Annotated in this window: 13 protein-coding genes; 3 read left to right on the top strand and 10 right to left on the bottom strand. The window is 34.0% G+C overall.

What is annotated here, in order from left to right; translation table 11 throughout:
• Both VSF34_RS02120 and pcp read left to right on the top strand, forming a co-directional pair.
• Positions 1–945: a DUF979 domain-containing protein gene (locus VSF34_RS02120; protein WP_326717462.1), complete on the top strand. Its 945-nt coding sequence runs from the start codon at positions 1–3 to the stop codon at positions 943–945.
• Positions 946–962: 17 nt separating this feature from the next.
• Positions 963–1607: a pyroglutamyl-peptidase I gene (gene pcp / locus VSF34_RS02115; RefSeq protein ID WP_326717998.1), complete on the top strand. Its 645-nt coding sequence runs from the start codon at positions 963–965 to the stop codon at positions 1605–1607.
• Between the two features lie 60 nt (positions 1608–1667).
• On the opposite strand, the gene msrA is transcribed toward pcp, so the two are convergent.
• The 10 genes from msrA to rlmH form a co-directional block, all read right to left on the bottom strand.
• The gene (gene msrA / locus VSF34_RS02110) at positions 1668–2195 is read right to left on the bottom strand and encodes a peptide-methionine (S)-S-oxide reductase MsrA (RefSeq protein WP_326717461.1); all 528 of its coding nucleotides are present in this window, start codon (positions 2193–2195) and stop codon (positions 1668–1670) included.
• A 191-nt stretch (positions 2196–2386) separates the two neighbouring features.
• On the bottom strand, positions 2387–3463 hold the full coding sequence (locus VSF34_RS02105; RefSeq protein ID WP_326717460.1) for an RNA-guided endonuclease InsQ/TnpB family protein: 1077 nt from the start codon (positions 3461–3463) through the stop codon (positions 2387–2389).
• A 5-nt stretch (positions 3464–3468) separates the two neighbouring features.
• Positions 3469–3864, bottom strand: a complete 396-nt coding sequence (gene tnpA / locus VSF34_RS02100) for an IS200/IS605 family transposase (RefSeq protein WP_326717459.1) — start codon at positions 3862–3864, stop codon at positions 3469–3471.
• A gap of 478 nt (positions 3865–4342) precedes the next feature.
• On the bottom strand, positions 4343–6334 hold the full coding sequence (locus tag VSF34_RS02095) for a DUF262 domain-containing protein (protein WP_326717458.1): 1992 nt from the start codon (positions 6332–6334) through the stop codon (positions 4343–4345).
• Between the two features lie 63 nt (positions 6335–6397).
• Complete coding sequence (locus tag VSF34_RS02090) at positions 6398–7423, bottom strand: Eco57I restriction-modification methylase domain-containing protein (protein WP_326717457.1); 1026 nt, start codon at positions 7421–7423, stop codon at positions 6398–6400.
• Positions 7420–10692 (bottom strand): DEAD/DEAH box helicase family protein, encoded by a 3273-nt coding sequence (locus VSF34_RS02085; protein ID WP_326717456.1) that lies wholly within the window; start codon positions 10690–10692, stop codon positions 7420–7422. The genes VSF34_RS02090 and VSF34_RS02085 overlap by 4 nt, the downstream gene beginning before the upstream one ends.
• A gap of 2 nt (positions 10693–10694) precedes the next feature.
• Positions 10695–11609: a restriction endonuclease gene (locus VSF34_RS02080; RefSeq protein ID WP_326717455.1), complete on the bottom strand. Its 915-nt coding sequence runs from the start codon at positions 11607–11609 to the stop codon at positions 10695–10697.
• A 576-nt stretch (positions 11610–12185) separates the two neighbouring features.
• Positions 12186–12347: a hypothetical protein gene (locus VSF34_RS02075; protein ID WP_326717454.1), complete on the bottom strand. Its 162-nt coding sequence runs from the start codon at positions 12345–12347 to the stop codon at positions 12186–12188.
• On the bottom strand, positions 12340–13014 hold the full coding sequence (locus VSF34_RS02070; protein WP_326717453.1) for a zeta toxin family protein: 675 nt from the start codon (positions 13012–13014) through the stop codon (positions 12340–12342). Before VSF34_RS02070 ends, VSF34_RS02075 begins: the two co-directional genes overlap by 8 nt.
• Positions 13015–13308: 294 nt before the next feature.
• A complete protein-coding gene (rlmH, locus tag VSF34_RS02065; protein WP_326717452.1) occupies positions 13309–13788 on the bottom strand; it encodes a 23S rRNA (pseudouridine(1915)-N(3))-methyltransferase RlmH in 480 nt (159 codons plus the stop codon).
• Positions 13789–14119: 331 nt separating this feature from the next.
• Here rlmH and VSF34_RS02060 point away from each other — a divergent pair, with 331 nt between their 5' ends.
• Complete coding sequence (locus VSF34_RS02060) at positions 14120–15484, top strand: S1C family serine protease (RefSeq protein ID WP_326717451.1); 1365 nt, start codon at positions 14120–14122, stop codon at positions 15482–15484.
• Positions 15485–15488 lie beyond the last annotated feature (4 nt).

Below are 15488 nucleotides of genomic sequence, written 5' to 3'. Positions count from 1 at the left end.
ATGAATTTTTTTCTAAATAATGATATTTTACTAGGAGATAAACTTTTAGAAATAATCTATATGGTCATGGGGCTTGTTGCCATTGGAACAGGGATTTATAACTTTGCAGATAAAAGCAATAAAAATTCTCTAGGATCAGGAGTTTTTTGGACAACGATGGGGCTTGTCATTGGGTTTGGTAGATGGATTCCAAGTATGATAACTGGCATCATCATTTTAGTCATGACCTTACCTGCCATATTAGGTCGCGTGACAAAAGGAAAGAGTCATACTGCAACCAAAGAATACATGAAAAAAGCAGCAGATAATATTGGACTAAAAATATTTATCCCAGCACTTTCGATTGGTGGTGTGGCGATTATCGTGGCGCTCACAACGAAACTAGGTGCTTTAGTTGGGGTAGGGATTGGTGTTGTCTTATCCATTATTATCTTAATGATTTTATCCAAAGACAACAAGCCAAAAGTGTTCTTTTATGATGCTGTGGATATGCTTGGAACCATTGGACCTTTATCTATGTTACCTATGTTACTAGCCTCTCTAGGTGCCGTGTTTACTGCAGCCGGTGTCGGTGAGGTGATTTCAAGTGGTGTGAGCCGTGTTATACCTGCTGGAAACTTGACACTTGGAATCATCATTTATGCCATTGGTATGGTCTTGTTTACCATGATTATGGGTAACGCTTTTGCAGCCATTACAGTAATGACAGTTGGAATTGGTGGACCTTTTGTTTTAGCTTACGGAGCAGATCCAGCCTTGGTGGGAATGGTTGCTCTAACTTGCGGATTTTCTGGGACATTAATGACACCAATGGCAGCTAACTTTAACGTGGTTCCTGTGGCTATTTTAGATATGAAAGATAAATACGGTGTCATTAAAAACCAAATGGTCATCGCCTTATTTATGTTAGTTGTTCAAGTTATTTACATGATTATATTTAGTTAAAAAGGAGAGTATTAATGATGAAAGTATTAATAACAGGATTTGATCCATTCGGCGGGGAATCAGTTAACCCAGCTTATGAAGCAGTAAAATTATTACCTGATACTATTGCAGGAGCCCAGATTATTAAAATCGAAGTGCCTACTGTCTTTGGAGAAAGTAGTATCAAAGTGCAAGAAGCCATCGCAACACACAATCCAAATATCGTGATTTGCGTGGGACAAGCTGGAGGTCGCCCGTCAATCTCAGTTGAAGCTGTAGCTATTAATTTAATTGAAGCAAGAATTCCAGATAATAAAGGCAACCAACCACTAGGTACACCCGTCCAAGAAGATGGTCCTGCTGCTTACTTTAGCACATTACCAATTAAAGCTATGGTAAAACAGGTTCATGACAACAACTTACCAGCTTTTATTTCTTACTCAGCTGGCACTTTTGTTTGTAATGAAATCATGTATAACTTACTGTATCACTTGGCACACAAACACCCAGACATTAAAGGTGGATTCATCCACGTGCCATTTGAAACTGGACAAGTTATCAAACAATCTGCCACTACAGCATCTATGTCACTAGACACAATAGCTAAATCTTTAGAACACGCTATTGAAGCTGCTGTCACAACAGAAGATGATATTACATTAAACGTTGGGACCACTCATTAAAAAATAAAAGCTATCTGGAATTTGCTCCAGATAGCTTTTTATTTACATTTATCATTCAATCTAATCCCAATTTTCTTCAATAAAACCAGCTCGGCCTGACCCTTGATGATACGAGGTATAATGTGAGTTATTCTTTTTATAAAAGTCTTGGTGATACTCCTCAGCCGGATAAAAGACTTCAGCTGCTTCAATCGTCGTCACCACTGGATCTTGAAATCTACCACTTTCATTAAGTAATCGTTTTGATTCCTCAGCTATTTCTTTTTGCTCCTCATTTGAGTAGAAAATCACTGGACGATATGAGTCTCCCCTATCTGCAAATTGACCAAAAGCATCCGTTGGGTCTGTTTGTTGCCAGTAAATATCTACTAAATCTTTGTAAGATAAAATACTTGGGTCATAGACAATCTCCACGGCTTCCGTGTGACCAGTCATCCCAGTTTTGACTTGTTCATAAGTTGGATTTTCAACGTGACCTCCCGTGTAACCTGATGTGACAGAAACAACACCAGGATGCTCATCAAAAGGCTTCACCATACACCAAAAACACCCACCTGCAAATATCGCTTTTTCATTCGTTGTTGCCATCCTATCATCTCTCCTTTGATTATTAGTTAGATGAATTTTGACACTCCCACGACTAAAGTCGCAAGCCTAATCACGTGGTGATTGAGGTGGGATTCTCTAGTGTTATAACGTACGCAGTCCATTTCTGTTTTGTACTAACCTAAAGCTAAGGGTATGCCAATACCCCGTCCTAAATCAGAGTCTATAACTATTTAGGCTACTTGACTATTACCATCAAGTACAGGTGCATAAATGATATTTTTAGCACCGACAATATCACGGTGGCCAGTATATTGACAATTAGAACAATCATATTTACGGTCTTTTGCATGATTAATGTGTCCACAATTTGGACAACGTTGACTTGTATAGGCTGGATTAACATATTCCACTTTAATACCAACTAACTTAGCTTTATATTCAATATAAGAAGCTAACCGATAGAATGACCAATTACTTAATGAGCGGTTGTTTTTACGACTTTTTCTTGTCTGTTTACGGATATTAGCGAGTTTTTCTAATCGAATGATTCCAACATTTTTTTGAATAGCGAAATCAATAATATCTCGGCTAATTTTATGGTCTTGGTCTGCCATCCATCGTTGCTCTTTGTTATTTGATTTTTTTAAAGCGTTTATTTTTTTAGCCTTACCTAATTCTTTTCTTCTAGCGTTGTATTGACGTCTTACATATTTATTCATTCTACCATTGCCGATAAACTTTACTTCATTATCATTAGTACAGCATACAGCTGGTATTTTAATACCTAAGTCAACACCCATTGTTTTAACTGACGTATTAATTGGTTCTGGTATTTCAACAGCAATTTGGGCAATGTATTTATTACCTTTTTTAGTGATTCGAAGAGTTCCAACCTTACTAGCTCTATTCAATAATAAACGCTCATAATCAGAAATGATGGCTGATATTTCAATCTTTTCAGATTTTCCATTTACGATAAAAGGCATTTTGATACCATGTTCGCAGATGGTGAAATTTTGGTTATTCCATATGATAACTGGTTTCCTTAAAATAGGAACTTTTTTAAAGTTGTCCTTCTTTACTTTTTTAAAGACTGATTTAGCATCACGAATAGCTTGATTTTTAACAGAGCTATTTAATGGTGCTTTAATATCTTTAGATGATTTTTTAGTTGTTTCTTTGGACTTTACCATTTCGGAAACAAGCGAGTTTACAGTCTTTATGTACGTTAAAGAAGAAAGAGTGATTAACTCCTCTTCTAATTCATTTGGGTTTAATTTTATTTTGACGGTCATAGCTTGACTCATGTTAATCACCCCTTTCTTTGATTTTCAACGTATCGCTTAATTGTTTGACTAGATACATTCCCAGCTGTTGATACGAAATAACTACGTGTCCATAAACTAGGCATTGCCTTTAGTTCTGAAAATTCATCACGTAGTTGCCTTGATGTCCCTCCTTTAATTTTCGCCATTATATCAGCAGGGCTATAAGTAGGTAGTGCATTTATGAAAAGATGACAGTGGTCTTTATCAGTCTCTAACGCCACTATATTGAAATCATATTTTTCAGCAATCTGACCTACCAATTCTTTAAATCTAACATCTAAATGTTGATTTAAAAATATTTTACGTCTGTATCTGGGGCAAAACACAAAATGATAGTTGATTAAACTCACAGTTGTTTTAGTTCTTCTGTATTCTTCCATAAGCTAATATTAGCACGGAAATGTATGTTAATCAACAGGACATACATTAATTGTTAAAAAAAAGATAGAGAGGATTTGGTTCTTCGAGTCCTCTAAAAGAGAACCCACATCACCACCTCACTATCATCCCACGATTAAAACCATGGGCTTTCCCGTTCGGAAAATTCTGTAAAGTAATTCAGTAACTCGTTCCCCTTTTATTGCGAATCATACTTCTGTTTAATCTCTGACATCCACTTTGGAAGTTCTTTTTTTCAAAATCATATTATGACGTAATTTGTTACCTGCATCTTGATTCTTAGCTTTGTTAAACTCAACACTTCTAATCAGTTCTTCAATGTAAGGAGCCTCCGCATGATTCGATAGCGAATAGTTAGACAACGAGCGTTCTAGTATGTTATCGTCTATTCCCCACTCATCTGCAAATGCTTCTACGACTTTACGTTCTCTACTTTGTCGCCAGTTGGTATTAGTTCATCTAAATCACATAACTCACGTCATCATAAACTTCATACTCTTTTGCGATAATCTTTACAATAGACAGCATGCTTTCGGCACTAAAATTAGTCTCTACTGTCAAACCATTTGATAATTTCCCTGGACTTTTAGGATCTGATGAATTAAATAAGCGATTTAAGGATTGTTTCCTTTTTAGAACCTCAAAAGTCTGACTGTCCTTCTCCCAAGCAAAATCTAGGAAAATCATCAATACTTTTTTCCAACTATCCACTTTAAACTCTCGATTTAAAATAGATAGCGCTCTCGGTTTACTGCCTGTTATGTTGACTTCCTCATCTAAGTAGTGCTCTCCAGATAAAGAAACAATCTCTTTTGATTCACTTGTATGGGGTAAAACCCATATAGATGTTGCTAATGCACTTAATTTTTTAGCACGAGAAATGATAGATTGTTCATCCCATGTCGCATAATCTTGATATAGGTCTCGAGTCATTGAAATATTAGAGTCTTTATACGTCATTTTCTTCTCAGCAAACGTTTTGTTTGAAAGTTCTGAATTATATCCTGTTAAAGTCAAGTTACCTAGTGTATGTAAGTATTTCATTTGAATCATTTGAGCATTTTTTAACTCTACTTTCCATTCATTGCTTAATTCTTGAGGTAAAATATGTTCAATTTGGATAGAGTCATACTCGACATTTTCTTTGTTGTTTAGAGATTCTATACCCATTAAAGTTAATTTAGCTATGTTATTGCGGCGATTATACAAATCAGTACGTGACAGAGCTTCTATAAATTCATCATCTCTTGGAAACACCTGATTTCCAGATTTACTTAGAAGTTCATGAATTAAGCGTTCTGATTCATTTTGCTGTGAAACGTCTCGTGATAAAGCTGCAAAAACTTTGTTTAGTACATTCGTTTTTTTATCAGTAACAGACCGTCTAAACAAATAAGACTCAATGGTTTCAAAGATTAATTGTGTCTCATCCCAACTATAAAGACCATCATCTGTATATTTTAAAACTTTCATTAAATAAGGATAGACAACTGTCGCTTTCATCGCATTAATATGTTTTAAATGCGCATTAACGTTACCATTTGGAATTTGTTCTTCATTCAACCATTGATAGTATAACGAGTATAGAGTTAACTCTTGTATGGCTGTCTCAGAATCTAATTGATTCTCCTCAAAAAAACGCTTATATTCTTGGTACACTCGCCCCTCTGTGACAACATTTGATGTATTAAAGGTCAAAAAGAAGCGAATAAAAGTAGAAATTTGGTTGGTTGGAATTCTTGACTCAATCTTAACCCAATAATCATGATACAATCTTGTCTGAGCTTCGTAATCCATACCCATCAATAAAAAATTACGAATCAAATCCGATGAGGTCAATGATAGCCCTGTTGAATTGATACTTTCAAAAATAACTTGTGGATTTTCGCCTTTATCATTACCATTTAATTCGATATAGACAATTTGAACTTTGCTTAACGCATCAAAGAATTGCTGAGCAGTGTACTCTGACTCTGTAATATGTTTTTTGAAGAACTCATAATTTTCATACAGCTTAGACCCTTGACCTACTTGATCTTCCATAATTGCTTTAAACGCAATCCGATCTTTTTCAATTGACTTTAGCTTTAGGTGATCATTTTCTGAGTGTCTCAAGTTTTTTAAATAGTCTTCTATCACTTCATCTCTTAGCAACTGATCATCCGTCACAGATGCTATTGCTCTTAAAAAGAGCATAAAACTAGTAATACGTTGCTGACCATCAATGATATTATAATAATGACTCAACTGTGGACCCGTATCATTTACATATACAATAGTCCCTAAAAAATGAGTAATCATAAAATCACTCTCTATGATTTTTTCAATATCTTTGATTAATTGTTTGCATTGTTGTGTCGACCACTCATAGTTACGTTGATAGACAGGAATGTTAAAAATTGTATTCTTCTGTTCTAAAAATTTAAAAAAATGTACCGTATCAGCTTTCATTTTATTCTCCTCCAACCCTATACTTAAATAAACGCATCTCTCCAACCCATAACCTTTACTGATTTAATCCATAGATTTTACTTTTGATTCAATAAATTCAATCTCGTCTGGTTCTAACCCATATTTTTTGTACAACTGTTGGTCAATATCAGGAATAGACTGAGACCAATCTATGTCAGAATTATCTGTGAAGTCTTGCATTGGAACTTTAGCCCATTTGTCTTTTGGATTGTCTTGTGTTATTTTCAAAACACCAAGCATAGTTCTAGCAAATTTAGATTTTATATATTTTAAAACTTTATTTGCTTCACTATAACTATCAAAAGCACCTATTGAAATAAAAGTTTGTGTAAAACCAATCAGTGGTTCTCCAATCAGTGGTGTACTCAAAACCTCTCCGATTGCTCCTGATCCATTGGCTTTTGGTAAAATAACTTTGTATTTATCAAATCCTATTGGTTCATTTATATAATCTTTTCTTACCCAATGACATACACGCTCATTTTTATAGCGTCCTAAAATTTGAATATAATCAAATTCGTCGTTTGGTTTTGATTGGAAAAATATAATATTATCAAGTGTACCCAAAACACCTGTCCCCACATCGTTAGGATGACTTTTAGATAAGATATTTCGAACCTCAGGGTAATCATGATGCATCTTGTTAGTAAATTTATAAACTCCCTGTCCAGATATAATTGCATCAATTGTTTGATCGGATTTCATCTCAACTTTTTTAACAATAGAGTTAAGATTTTCAAAACTAGTAAATGTTCCAATTTCTCCAAAATCTTTTTGGTCATTTCTATAAATTACCGTAATACCACCCTTAATGTCAGTATTAGCAAATACTTCACTGGATTTTTGATTGTAATATACTACTTTTAAGTGAGGATCATTTAACATTTTTTTATTCCAATTTTTATCTGTACTACCTGCATTAAAAAGAAATCTAGCTGGTGAAATCAAACAATACTGATTAGATATTTCTTTAGATAAATCGTAAAAATAGTTATAGATTGCCTCATCACGAGTATCTTGTCTCGATTCCTGATAAGGGGGATTTCCCACTACTACATCAAATTTCATTCGTCATTACCTCCAAATAGTTGATCGCATTTTTCTTCTAGTGTCATACTTGTCTCACCTTTCGCATACGGTGTTGTATCTAATAAAACAATGTGTGAGTCATCAATATCTTTAATCTGTTCATTAAAACCAAAAATAAAGTTACGCGCAATATTATAAATGATTTCTGTGGGTGCAAACCCATAAATCTGATTCTCTAAAATATGTTTTAGTCGCTCATCTGAGTCGGGAATCTTCTCTTCTAACCCTACATACAATCGCTTTACAATTTCAGTTAAATACAACCCTGATTTTACATACAAATCCGCAAATGTTTTATCTGGATTTTCAAATAAACCAGGTGTTTCTTTCTCTAGTTGGTCCACCATCATTTTAACGACTTTTTTTGGTGTAAAGATTTGATTGGTTTTTTGTGGTGGAATGTAATCAAAGATATCTTCCGTTTGAGTCTCATCAAAATAATTTGCTAACTGTTTCTTTTTATTTAAAAATTCTTGTATGGATTCATTGAAAACAACTGGATCAAAAAAATGATACTGATCGCGTAATAACCGAAATTGTTCCAATGTAATCCCTGTGACTTCCTTAAACACATGGTCTTCAATCGTTTCATCAAAATTATCAAGCGTTGTTTCTGGAGTACCGTATGCCATTAAAAATGAAGGGATGGTTCTTGTAAAACCTCTTAGACGCGCACGAACATCATCTTCCACATCATTCTTTTTATTTGTTTCAGCTTGTTTGACAACCTCTTTAACAGATTTTTCAACCACTTCTTGTGTCTTTTCTTCAATCGTTTCTTTTAGTTGATGCTGAAACTGTTTTTCATTCTGTAATTTTTTTGTTTCATATTCAGATGTGTATTCAGCAAGAAGGCTAGCATCATCAGAAGCCTCTTTTAACTGCTCTTGGTACTCGCTAGCTAGTTCTTTAGATTTAATGGCTTCTTGTTGATAAATCATTTCTACAGCACGCTCAATCTCTTGCACATTTTTTTGCACCACTCTTGCGCCTGCTTTTTGGGTTAAACCTTGCTCTTTAGCCACTGCTGTCAAAGGAGTTTGAATCAGATTTGTAATCTCTTTAACTACAGTCTTAGAAATTTTAGGGTCTGGCACTTGTCCAGCTTTATCTGAAATTTTTTGGATGCTCTCTTCATACACTTTATTTCCAAAGATGACTTCAGTTTTCTCTTGAACATCAGATACGTTAATTTTAACCTCACCGACATCATCTAATTCTATTTCTTTGGTATCAATAGGCTCACTAGTTTGACGTGGTGTCACTTTGCCAGTATCGACTGGATTTAACTGTTCCAGTATCTCACGTGCACCAGTTGAAGCAAAAATACCTGATATATTTTGAAATAGTAAATTGGACATAAAGCCTCTTTTTACAACTTCTTGAGCTTTAATGGTCTTAGGTATTGTCAAGACTTGGTTCACATCTAGCTCTACCATTTTACCTTCACTATCTTCTGCGATAACTGGGAAAAAATTCAGTAATGTCCGGATGTTTTCAGAACGCATATCGGATGTACCGGCACCCTGTGCTGTACGTTTAGATAGACTATTGGCAAACTCATCATAAATAGTCAAAGTACGTTCTGGTGCAAAGTCGAATACATAAGCATTTTCTTTTTGTTTAAATGCGCCATTTAATTCATATTCCCAAGGGTTTTGTGCTCTAAAAGCAGCTTGCATATACAAACTTGGCGACTGAATATTAGATAGCATTAATACCGCTGTCCACTCAGGAATTGTTACCCCTGTTGTTAACTGTCCTACAGAAAGTGTTATTGTTTTTTCGTTATCTTTGATTGCTTTTTTAACACGTTCTAGCGCTTTCTCACTAATAACAGTATGATCATCGGATTTACCATCACCTGCTGCCAACACAATCGTATAGTTTTCAAAAACTGCATGCTTCTTTAGTAATTTTTCAAGTGCTTTGGCACTCGCTACACGATCTAACAACCAAAACGTATGCTTTAATTCATTTCTCAATTCAGATGTAGAAAACGGATATTTTTCATTTCGTGTCAATGAATCCAACCATTTTAAAACATCTGCCTCATGTACAAACTTACCTGAATCATTGGTTTCAAAAAATTCATTCAGATCAAACGCATAATCTGTGTCTTTACCATCAATGTTCGCACCTTTTTTAACCTCATCTACAATCATAGGACCCATTTGGTATGAGAACATATTTAATTTAGGCAATTTTTCATAAGGATTGTTCAATTCTGATGTTTCATCCCAATCTTGTTTTGCTTGCTGTTCATCAGCATATGTCCAATTATAGATTTGAGCTTCTGAAAACTTTCCAGATGCGACTTCTTTAAACGGCGTTCCTGATAAATGTAGAGTAAATCCTCTTTTTATTTCATTGAATGCTACGTCTGTTTTAAGTGTATCCACACCTTCATGACTTTCATCAATAACCAAAACATCCCATGATAAATCTTTGACCCACTTTAATTTTTCATGACTGCCCCCAAATGAGATAGAACCTTTTAAATCTTGCAACGATATAAAGGCGATTTGTTTAGCATCAGCATCATTTTCTACTTCTTCAATAAATTGTTCACGACTTAAAACAGGTCGGTTTTTTAAAGTATCTGAAGTTGACACAAAACGATATGATGTCTGTCCGGCAATAAATGTTTCAAAGTCATCAAACCATGAATGTGCAATAGCTGGACGATTGGTAACAATCAATACATTGGTTGCATCCATTTTACGGATAAAATCATACGTTGTTAAAGTTTTACCAAACCTTGGTTTAGCATTCCATAAAAATTCACCTTCTGGATGATTGGATGCATAATTCAATGTCTGCGTAACTGCTTGTTCTTGCTCCGCTCTTAATTGGTAGCTTCTTTTTTCTTTTGCTTGGTCTATTTTCCCAGATTTGAAATCTAAAAAATCAGATTTCGATTTCTCTGGTGTGCCGTTGTAAAAGAACCATTCACTACCTTTATCAGCATGTCGCTCAACTTGTTTGTATTTTGTTAAGTACGAATGAACAGCATAATCCTTAAAGTATTCCCCATTTTCATATTGCGCTGGCTCATGCCATAATACTTTATAAGATAAATTCATTGCTGCTGTTTTAACTTGTTGCTTAATTCGATCATGAACGTTTTCTTTTTCAGTGTAACCAATTTTGACCCAGCCTTTTTTTTCAGGTATTTCTGGTAACACATAGGCATATATTTGCGGATGAATGGTTTTAGTTGTTTTAATTTTTGTTGTAATATCCATAATTATTTGATCCCCTTATCAAAAAATTCCATTTTATTGGTCTCCCAATTCATAATTTTTACACGTTTACCTGGTTTTATAATCCACTCCTCTTCCAATGGTTCATCATCAAATAAAGAGAGCTGTGCTTTGATATTTTTTTCTCGTGTTTCACTCAGTGGTATAATATATTTTAATCCATCCATTTGAAACACATTATAGCTAATGGTTTCAGCAATTTGATGAATATTTTCCTTGGATGGAAATACGCTGAACTTGTCTTCGTAATAATCAATATAGGTTTCTAACAAATTTTCTCTAGCTAATAAAAGAGAGTCGCCACTCCACTCAAATCCGTAACTTGATTGATAAGCCAAAATAGCATATTTATGCCATTCGTCTTCACAAGCTATATTTTGACTAATTCTCTTTAGTTTTCGATCTACAAATCCCACACGTTTTTCTAAAGATATCGTTGCTCCTGTTTCCATGTCATACCTTGTAACCATATAAGGTGCCTCACCACATGTTATCTCTAGCCATTTTCGCTTTATATAGGTTTCAAAATCATCTTCCTGGTAACTTTTATCGACTTCATCGTTTTGTTTTTTTACAATCCAAGTAGGAGTAAAAACCTCAGCTTTTGTCTTAGTTCTATCTTTTTTGACATGTTCCGCTTTTAAAGCTCGAGGAACAATAATTTTACCCATGATACCTTTAACAAGATCAGGATGGATTGGAGAGGTTTCTGCATAGTCAGGGAGACCATACTGAATATAATGGTCCGTGGCCCATATAATATTTTTAGTTTTAGCTGCTGTTGATTTTGTTCTATCTATTAAAAGTATTTTTAATATTTCTGGCATTTTTTCGCGTATTGAGATAGGTTGCTCTGTATCGTTTTCATTTTTAGATGTAATATTTTTTTCGTTTAGCATCTTCTAATCATCCTCAAAATTTTTTCAGTCGTTACATTTGATTATTATCTTCTATTATAACTGATTGATAGCGTTTAGATAACTGTTTTACAATATTTTTGACAATAAAGAGACAATATATATAGATGATTGCAGACTATATTTAGGTCTATCTGTATTTCGTTGGTTGCGTCAAGAATTATGTGTAAATGGAATGGATTTTCCATTTACACATAATTCTTGACGCAACCCATAATTCTTGACGCAACCTATTTTCTTTAAAACAATTGCTTTTTTATAATTAAGGACATATCACTAAATTTATATTTTGTATACAATTTGTATAATTTTATAATCGGCGTTATCAAATTAAGCTCTGGATCGATAGCGTAAAATATCTAGTTGAATTTCAATCCTATTGCTATTTTTTACAATTAAAACTCCTCCTACATAACAATCCTATCAGTGATAAAAAATCACTAATGAGACATTATGACGCCTGAACCTAATGCTTCAATTATACTTCTGACTCAACTAAACTATTGTATAAAAAAAGAAACAAACACCAGTTTTACCCCATGTTGTTTCTCTTTTAATTTATTCTTCCAACCCTACTAATTTCCTTTGCTTACGATTAGATTCATCTGCTACATGTTTAAAGACAGTTTTAGCTTCTTTTATCGTTCCATTTTCAAGTAATTGAATAATGCTCTGATTATATTTATCGACAATTTGTTTCACTTCTTCTTTTTCACTCATGAATGTGCTCCTCCAATTCTTCTCTTGTGTATTTTAATGGTAGAAATAGTTCAATATTGTCTGCTGAAAAATGAGTCTCGGATATATTATTTTGATAATCCTTCACAATGATATTTAACATGATTTCAGGATACCGTTCCTTTACTTTTTCTATATTTTCTCTTGACTTAAAAAATGCATTGATAAAAGTTTCTTTTGGTACTAATCTACCTTCAACTTGTTCTCTCTTTTTCGTGAAGTTCCATGCTATTTCTGGTTGCTGATACACATAAAAAATTGAAATAGAATACTTACTCTTTAATGCTCGTTTTATATTTTTATCAGCACTGAGAACCGCAAATGTCGCATCCAAGATAAATGAGTAACCTTTTTCCAATACATATCGTAAAGTTTGTTCAACTAACCACGACGATCCTTTTTGAAATAGACTTGAATTTTTGCCATTATATTCTGGAAATTGAGTTCTAAAGTAATCGGCATCAATAACGACGTAATTCTTATAATTTTCTGTCAAACTTGATACAACTTCTGTTTTACCAGCACCTGGACTACCCGCCATAAAAATAGCTTCTTTATTTATTACTGGTTCTTTATCTTGTACAAGATTCAGTATAAATTTATCTTTATTTATTTTTGCAAATTCCAAATGTTTATCTACTTGCTCCAAAATTAAGTATCTCCTCCATGTTAAGTTCTTAGTTAACATTATACATGATTTTTCAACAATCATAAAAGGTCACACTCTTTTATGTAAGTTATTCACCCCTATACTAAATTGACAATGCGATGATATCCTTAAACACAATCAAAACCTCCAGTGTGAACTGGAGGTTTTGATTCATAATTCATAGTATAACTGAAACAATAAATTTTTCAACCCTAAAACACTATATACAGTGTATAACCAGTCTTTAACAAGCTAATTTAACACTATATATAGATAACCAACAAAAAAACCGCATCATTTATGATACGGTTCTCCGTTATTTATCCTAAAGGCTCTATAAATCTGCTCCACTAAAACTAACTTCATCAACTGGTGTGGATAAGTCAGCTTACCAAAGGACATCTCTTGATTACTTCTTTTTAATACCTTATCTGATAAACCCAGTGAGCCTCCAATCACAAAAGTAAATTGGCTTTTTCCTCTAGTTGTTAGAGTGTCTATCTCTTTAGCAAAGTCTTCTGAAGAAAATTGTTTACCATTAATAGCTAAGGCAAACACATAATCTTGATCACTGATTTTACTTAAGATACGCTCTCCTTCTTTGTCTTTGACTTGGATCATCTCAGCTTCACTTAAAGCTTCAGGAGCTTTCTCGTCAGGTACTTCAATTAATTGTAGTTGGCAATATCTACCTAGGCGTTTACTATATTCTTCAATTCCTTGTTTTAAATATTTTTCTTTTAACTTACCCACAGTTATGATTTTTATTTTCATATTTTTCTCCCTAAACCCCTTGATTTATCCACATTTATTAGTTTTCAACACTCATCCACAATGTTATTCACAGTGAAAAGGCTAAGTTATCCAAGATTATGGAAGTTATACACATTTTTGTGGATAACTCATGGGGATAACTTTTTTCTATACTCTATTTTCTCATGAATTGTCTAAAAATTCATTATTTTTCTTGCGAAAATTCTTTTTTCCCAATCCTTTTTCATCTATTTTTCAAAATTAAGTGTTATGATAGATAACATAAATAGAACTGATGCAATTGAGACTGCATTTTAATAGAAGGGGGAAAGGTGAGAAATCACCGTACAATATGAAAACTAATCCAACAAATAGAAAAGATGTCACACCAAAAAACACTAAAAATAAAACAAACAAAACAAAAAATAATTCTTTTGGTAAACGTTTTGGAGTATCTGTTCTTGGGGGTGTCCTAGGTGGTGTTTTAGTACTAGGTGGGTATGGTCTTGTTATTAGCGATTCTACTTCTCCTATAACTAATTCTCCTAAAGTAGAAAACGTAAAACCTGTTGAAGAGGGAAAAACAAAGGTTAGTAATGTCAATGTCAATGTTGAAAATGACACTACTAAGGCTGTTGAAAAAGTTCAAGGTGCCGTTGTTTCTGTAACAACTTTACAAAAGACACAAGCCCAACTCTCAGAACTTGAGCGAATTTTTGGCCCAGCTGATGGTAGTACAGAGCAAGATGGCGAGCTACAAGAAGCCGGTGAAGGTAGTGGGGTTATCTATAGAAAAGATAATGGTAAAGCTTATATTGCTACAAATAATCACGTTGTCGCAGGAGCTGATGCTGTGCAAATTATGTTAAATGATGGCAATACAGCTGAAGCGAAAATTATCGGTACTGACGTCTATAGTGATTTAGCTGTCTTAGAAATTCCAGATGAAGGCGTGACGACTGTTGCTGAATTTGGTAACTCAAATAATATTAAAGTAGGAGAGCCTGTTTTAGCTATCGGCTCACCTCTTGGTTCAGTGTTTGCTAATTCGGTATCAAAAGGAATTATTTCAGCAAAAGACAGAATGATTACTAATCAAACGGATGATGGCCAGTTAATTAATATTAAAGCCATTCAAACAGATGCTGCGATTAACCCAGGTAATTCAGGTGGGGCTTTAGTTAACACTGAAGGTCAAGTCATTGGTATCAACTCAAGTAAAATTGCTCAAGCTACAACTGGTGTTAGTGCTGAAGGAATGGGATTTGCTATTCCAAGTAATGAAGTTGTTAATATCATTAACCAACTAGAACAAGGAAAAAGTGTTGTTCGTCCAATGTTAGGTATACGCATGGTTAATTTAAATGTTATCAGCCCTGAAGATCAACAAAATGTCCTAAAATTAAATGGTGTGGATATCAATGGCGGCGTGGTTGTGGCTTCTGTTGAAAAAGGCTCTCCTGCTGAAAAAGCTGGTTTAAAACAATATGATGTGATCACTAAACTTGATGGTGAAGAAATCAATGACACTTCCGAATTACAATCTATTTTATATTCTAAAAAAATCGGTGATAATTTAGAAGTGACTTACTTTAGAAACGGAAAACAAGAAAAAACAACGGTTAAACTCGATCAAGATTCAAGTAAATTAATGGAAAACCAGCAAAAAGAAGAACAACAACCTCAAATAAAAGACAATAGTAATCCTTTTAACTAAATAA

Source organism: Vagococcus jeotgali, from assembly GCF_035918315.1.
In the GTDB taxonomy this organism is placed as follows: Bacteria; Bacillota; Bacilli; order Lactobacillales; family Vagococcaceae; genus Vagococcus; species Vagococcus jeotgali.
This window is presented reverse-complemented; position numbering and strand designations above follow the sequence as displayed.

Bases quoted from the DNA above. Each gene is read 5' to 3' on its own strand.
- VSF34_RS02060 (WP_326717451.1), top strand. From the start codon at position 14,120: ATGAAAACTAATCCAACAAATAGAAAAGATGTCACACCAAAAAACACT.
- VSF34_RS02090 (WP_326717457.1), bottom strand. From the start codon at position 7,423: ATGAAATTTGATGTAGTAGTGGGAAATCCCCCTTATCAGGAATCGAGA.
- VSF34_RS02120 (WP_326717462.1), top strand. From the start codon at position 1: ATGAATTTTTTTCTAAATAATGATATTTTACTAGGAGATAAACTTTTA.
- tnpA (WP_326717459.1), bottom strand. From the start codon at position 3,864: ATGGAAGAATACAGAAGAACTAAAACAACTGTGAGTTTAATCAACTAT.
- VSF34_RS02080 (WP_326717455.1), bottom strand. From the start codon at position 11,609: ATGCTAAACGAAAAAAATATTACATCTAAAAATGAAAACGATACAGAG.
- VSF34_RS02085 (WP_326717456.1), bottom strand. From the start codon at position 10,692: ATGGATATTACAACAAAAATTAAAACAACTAAAACCATTCATCCGCAA.
- VSF34_RS02105 (WP_326717460.1), bottom strand. From the start codon at position 3,463: ATGAGTCAAGCTATGACCGTCAAAATAAAATTAAACCCAAATGAATTA.
- msrA (WP_326717461.1), bottom strand. From the start codon at position 2,195: ATGGCAACAACGAATGAAAAAGCGATATTTGCAGGTGGGTGTTTTTGG.
- VSF34_RS02095 (WP_326717458.1), bottom strand. From the start codon at position 6,334: ATGAAAGCTGATACGGTACATTTTTTTAAATTTTTAGAACAGAAGAAT.
- VSF34_RS02075 (WP_326717454.1), bottom strand. From the start codon at position 12,347: ATGAGTGAAAAAGAAGAAGTGAAACAAATTGTCGATAAATATAATCAG.
- pcp (WP_326717998.1), top strand. From the start codon at position 963: ATGAAAGTATTAATAACAGGATTTGATCCATTCGGCGGGGAATCAGTT.
- rlmH (WP_326717452.1), bottom strand. From the start codon at position 13,788: ATGAAAATAAAAATCATAACTGTGGGTAAGTTAAAAGAAAAATATTTA.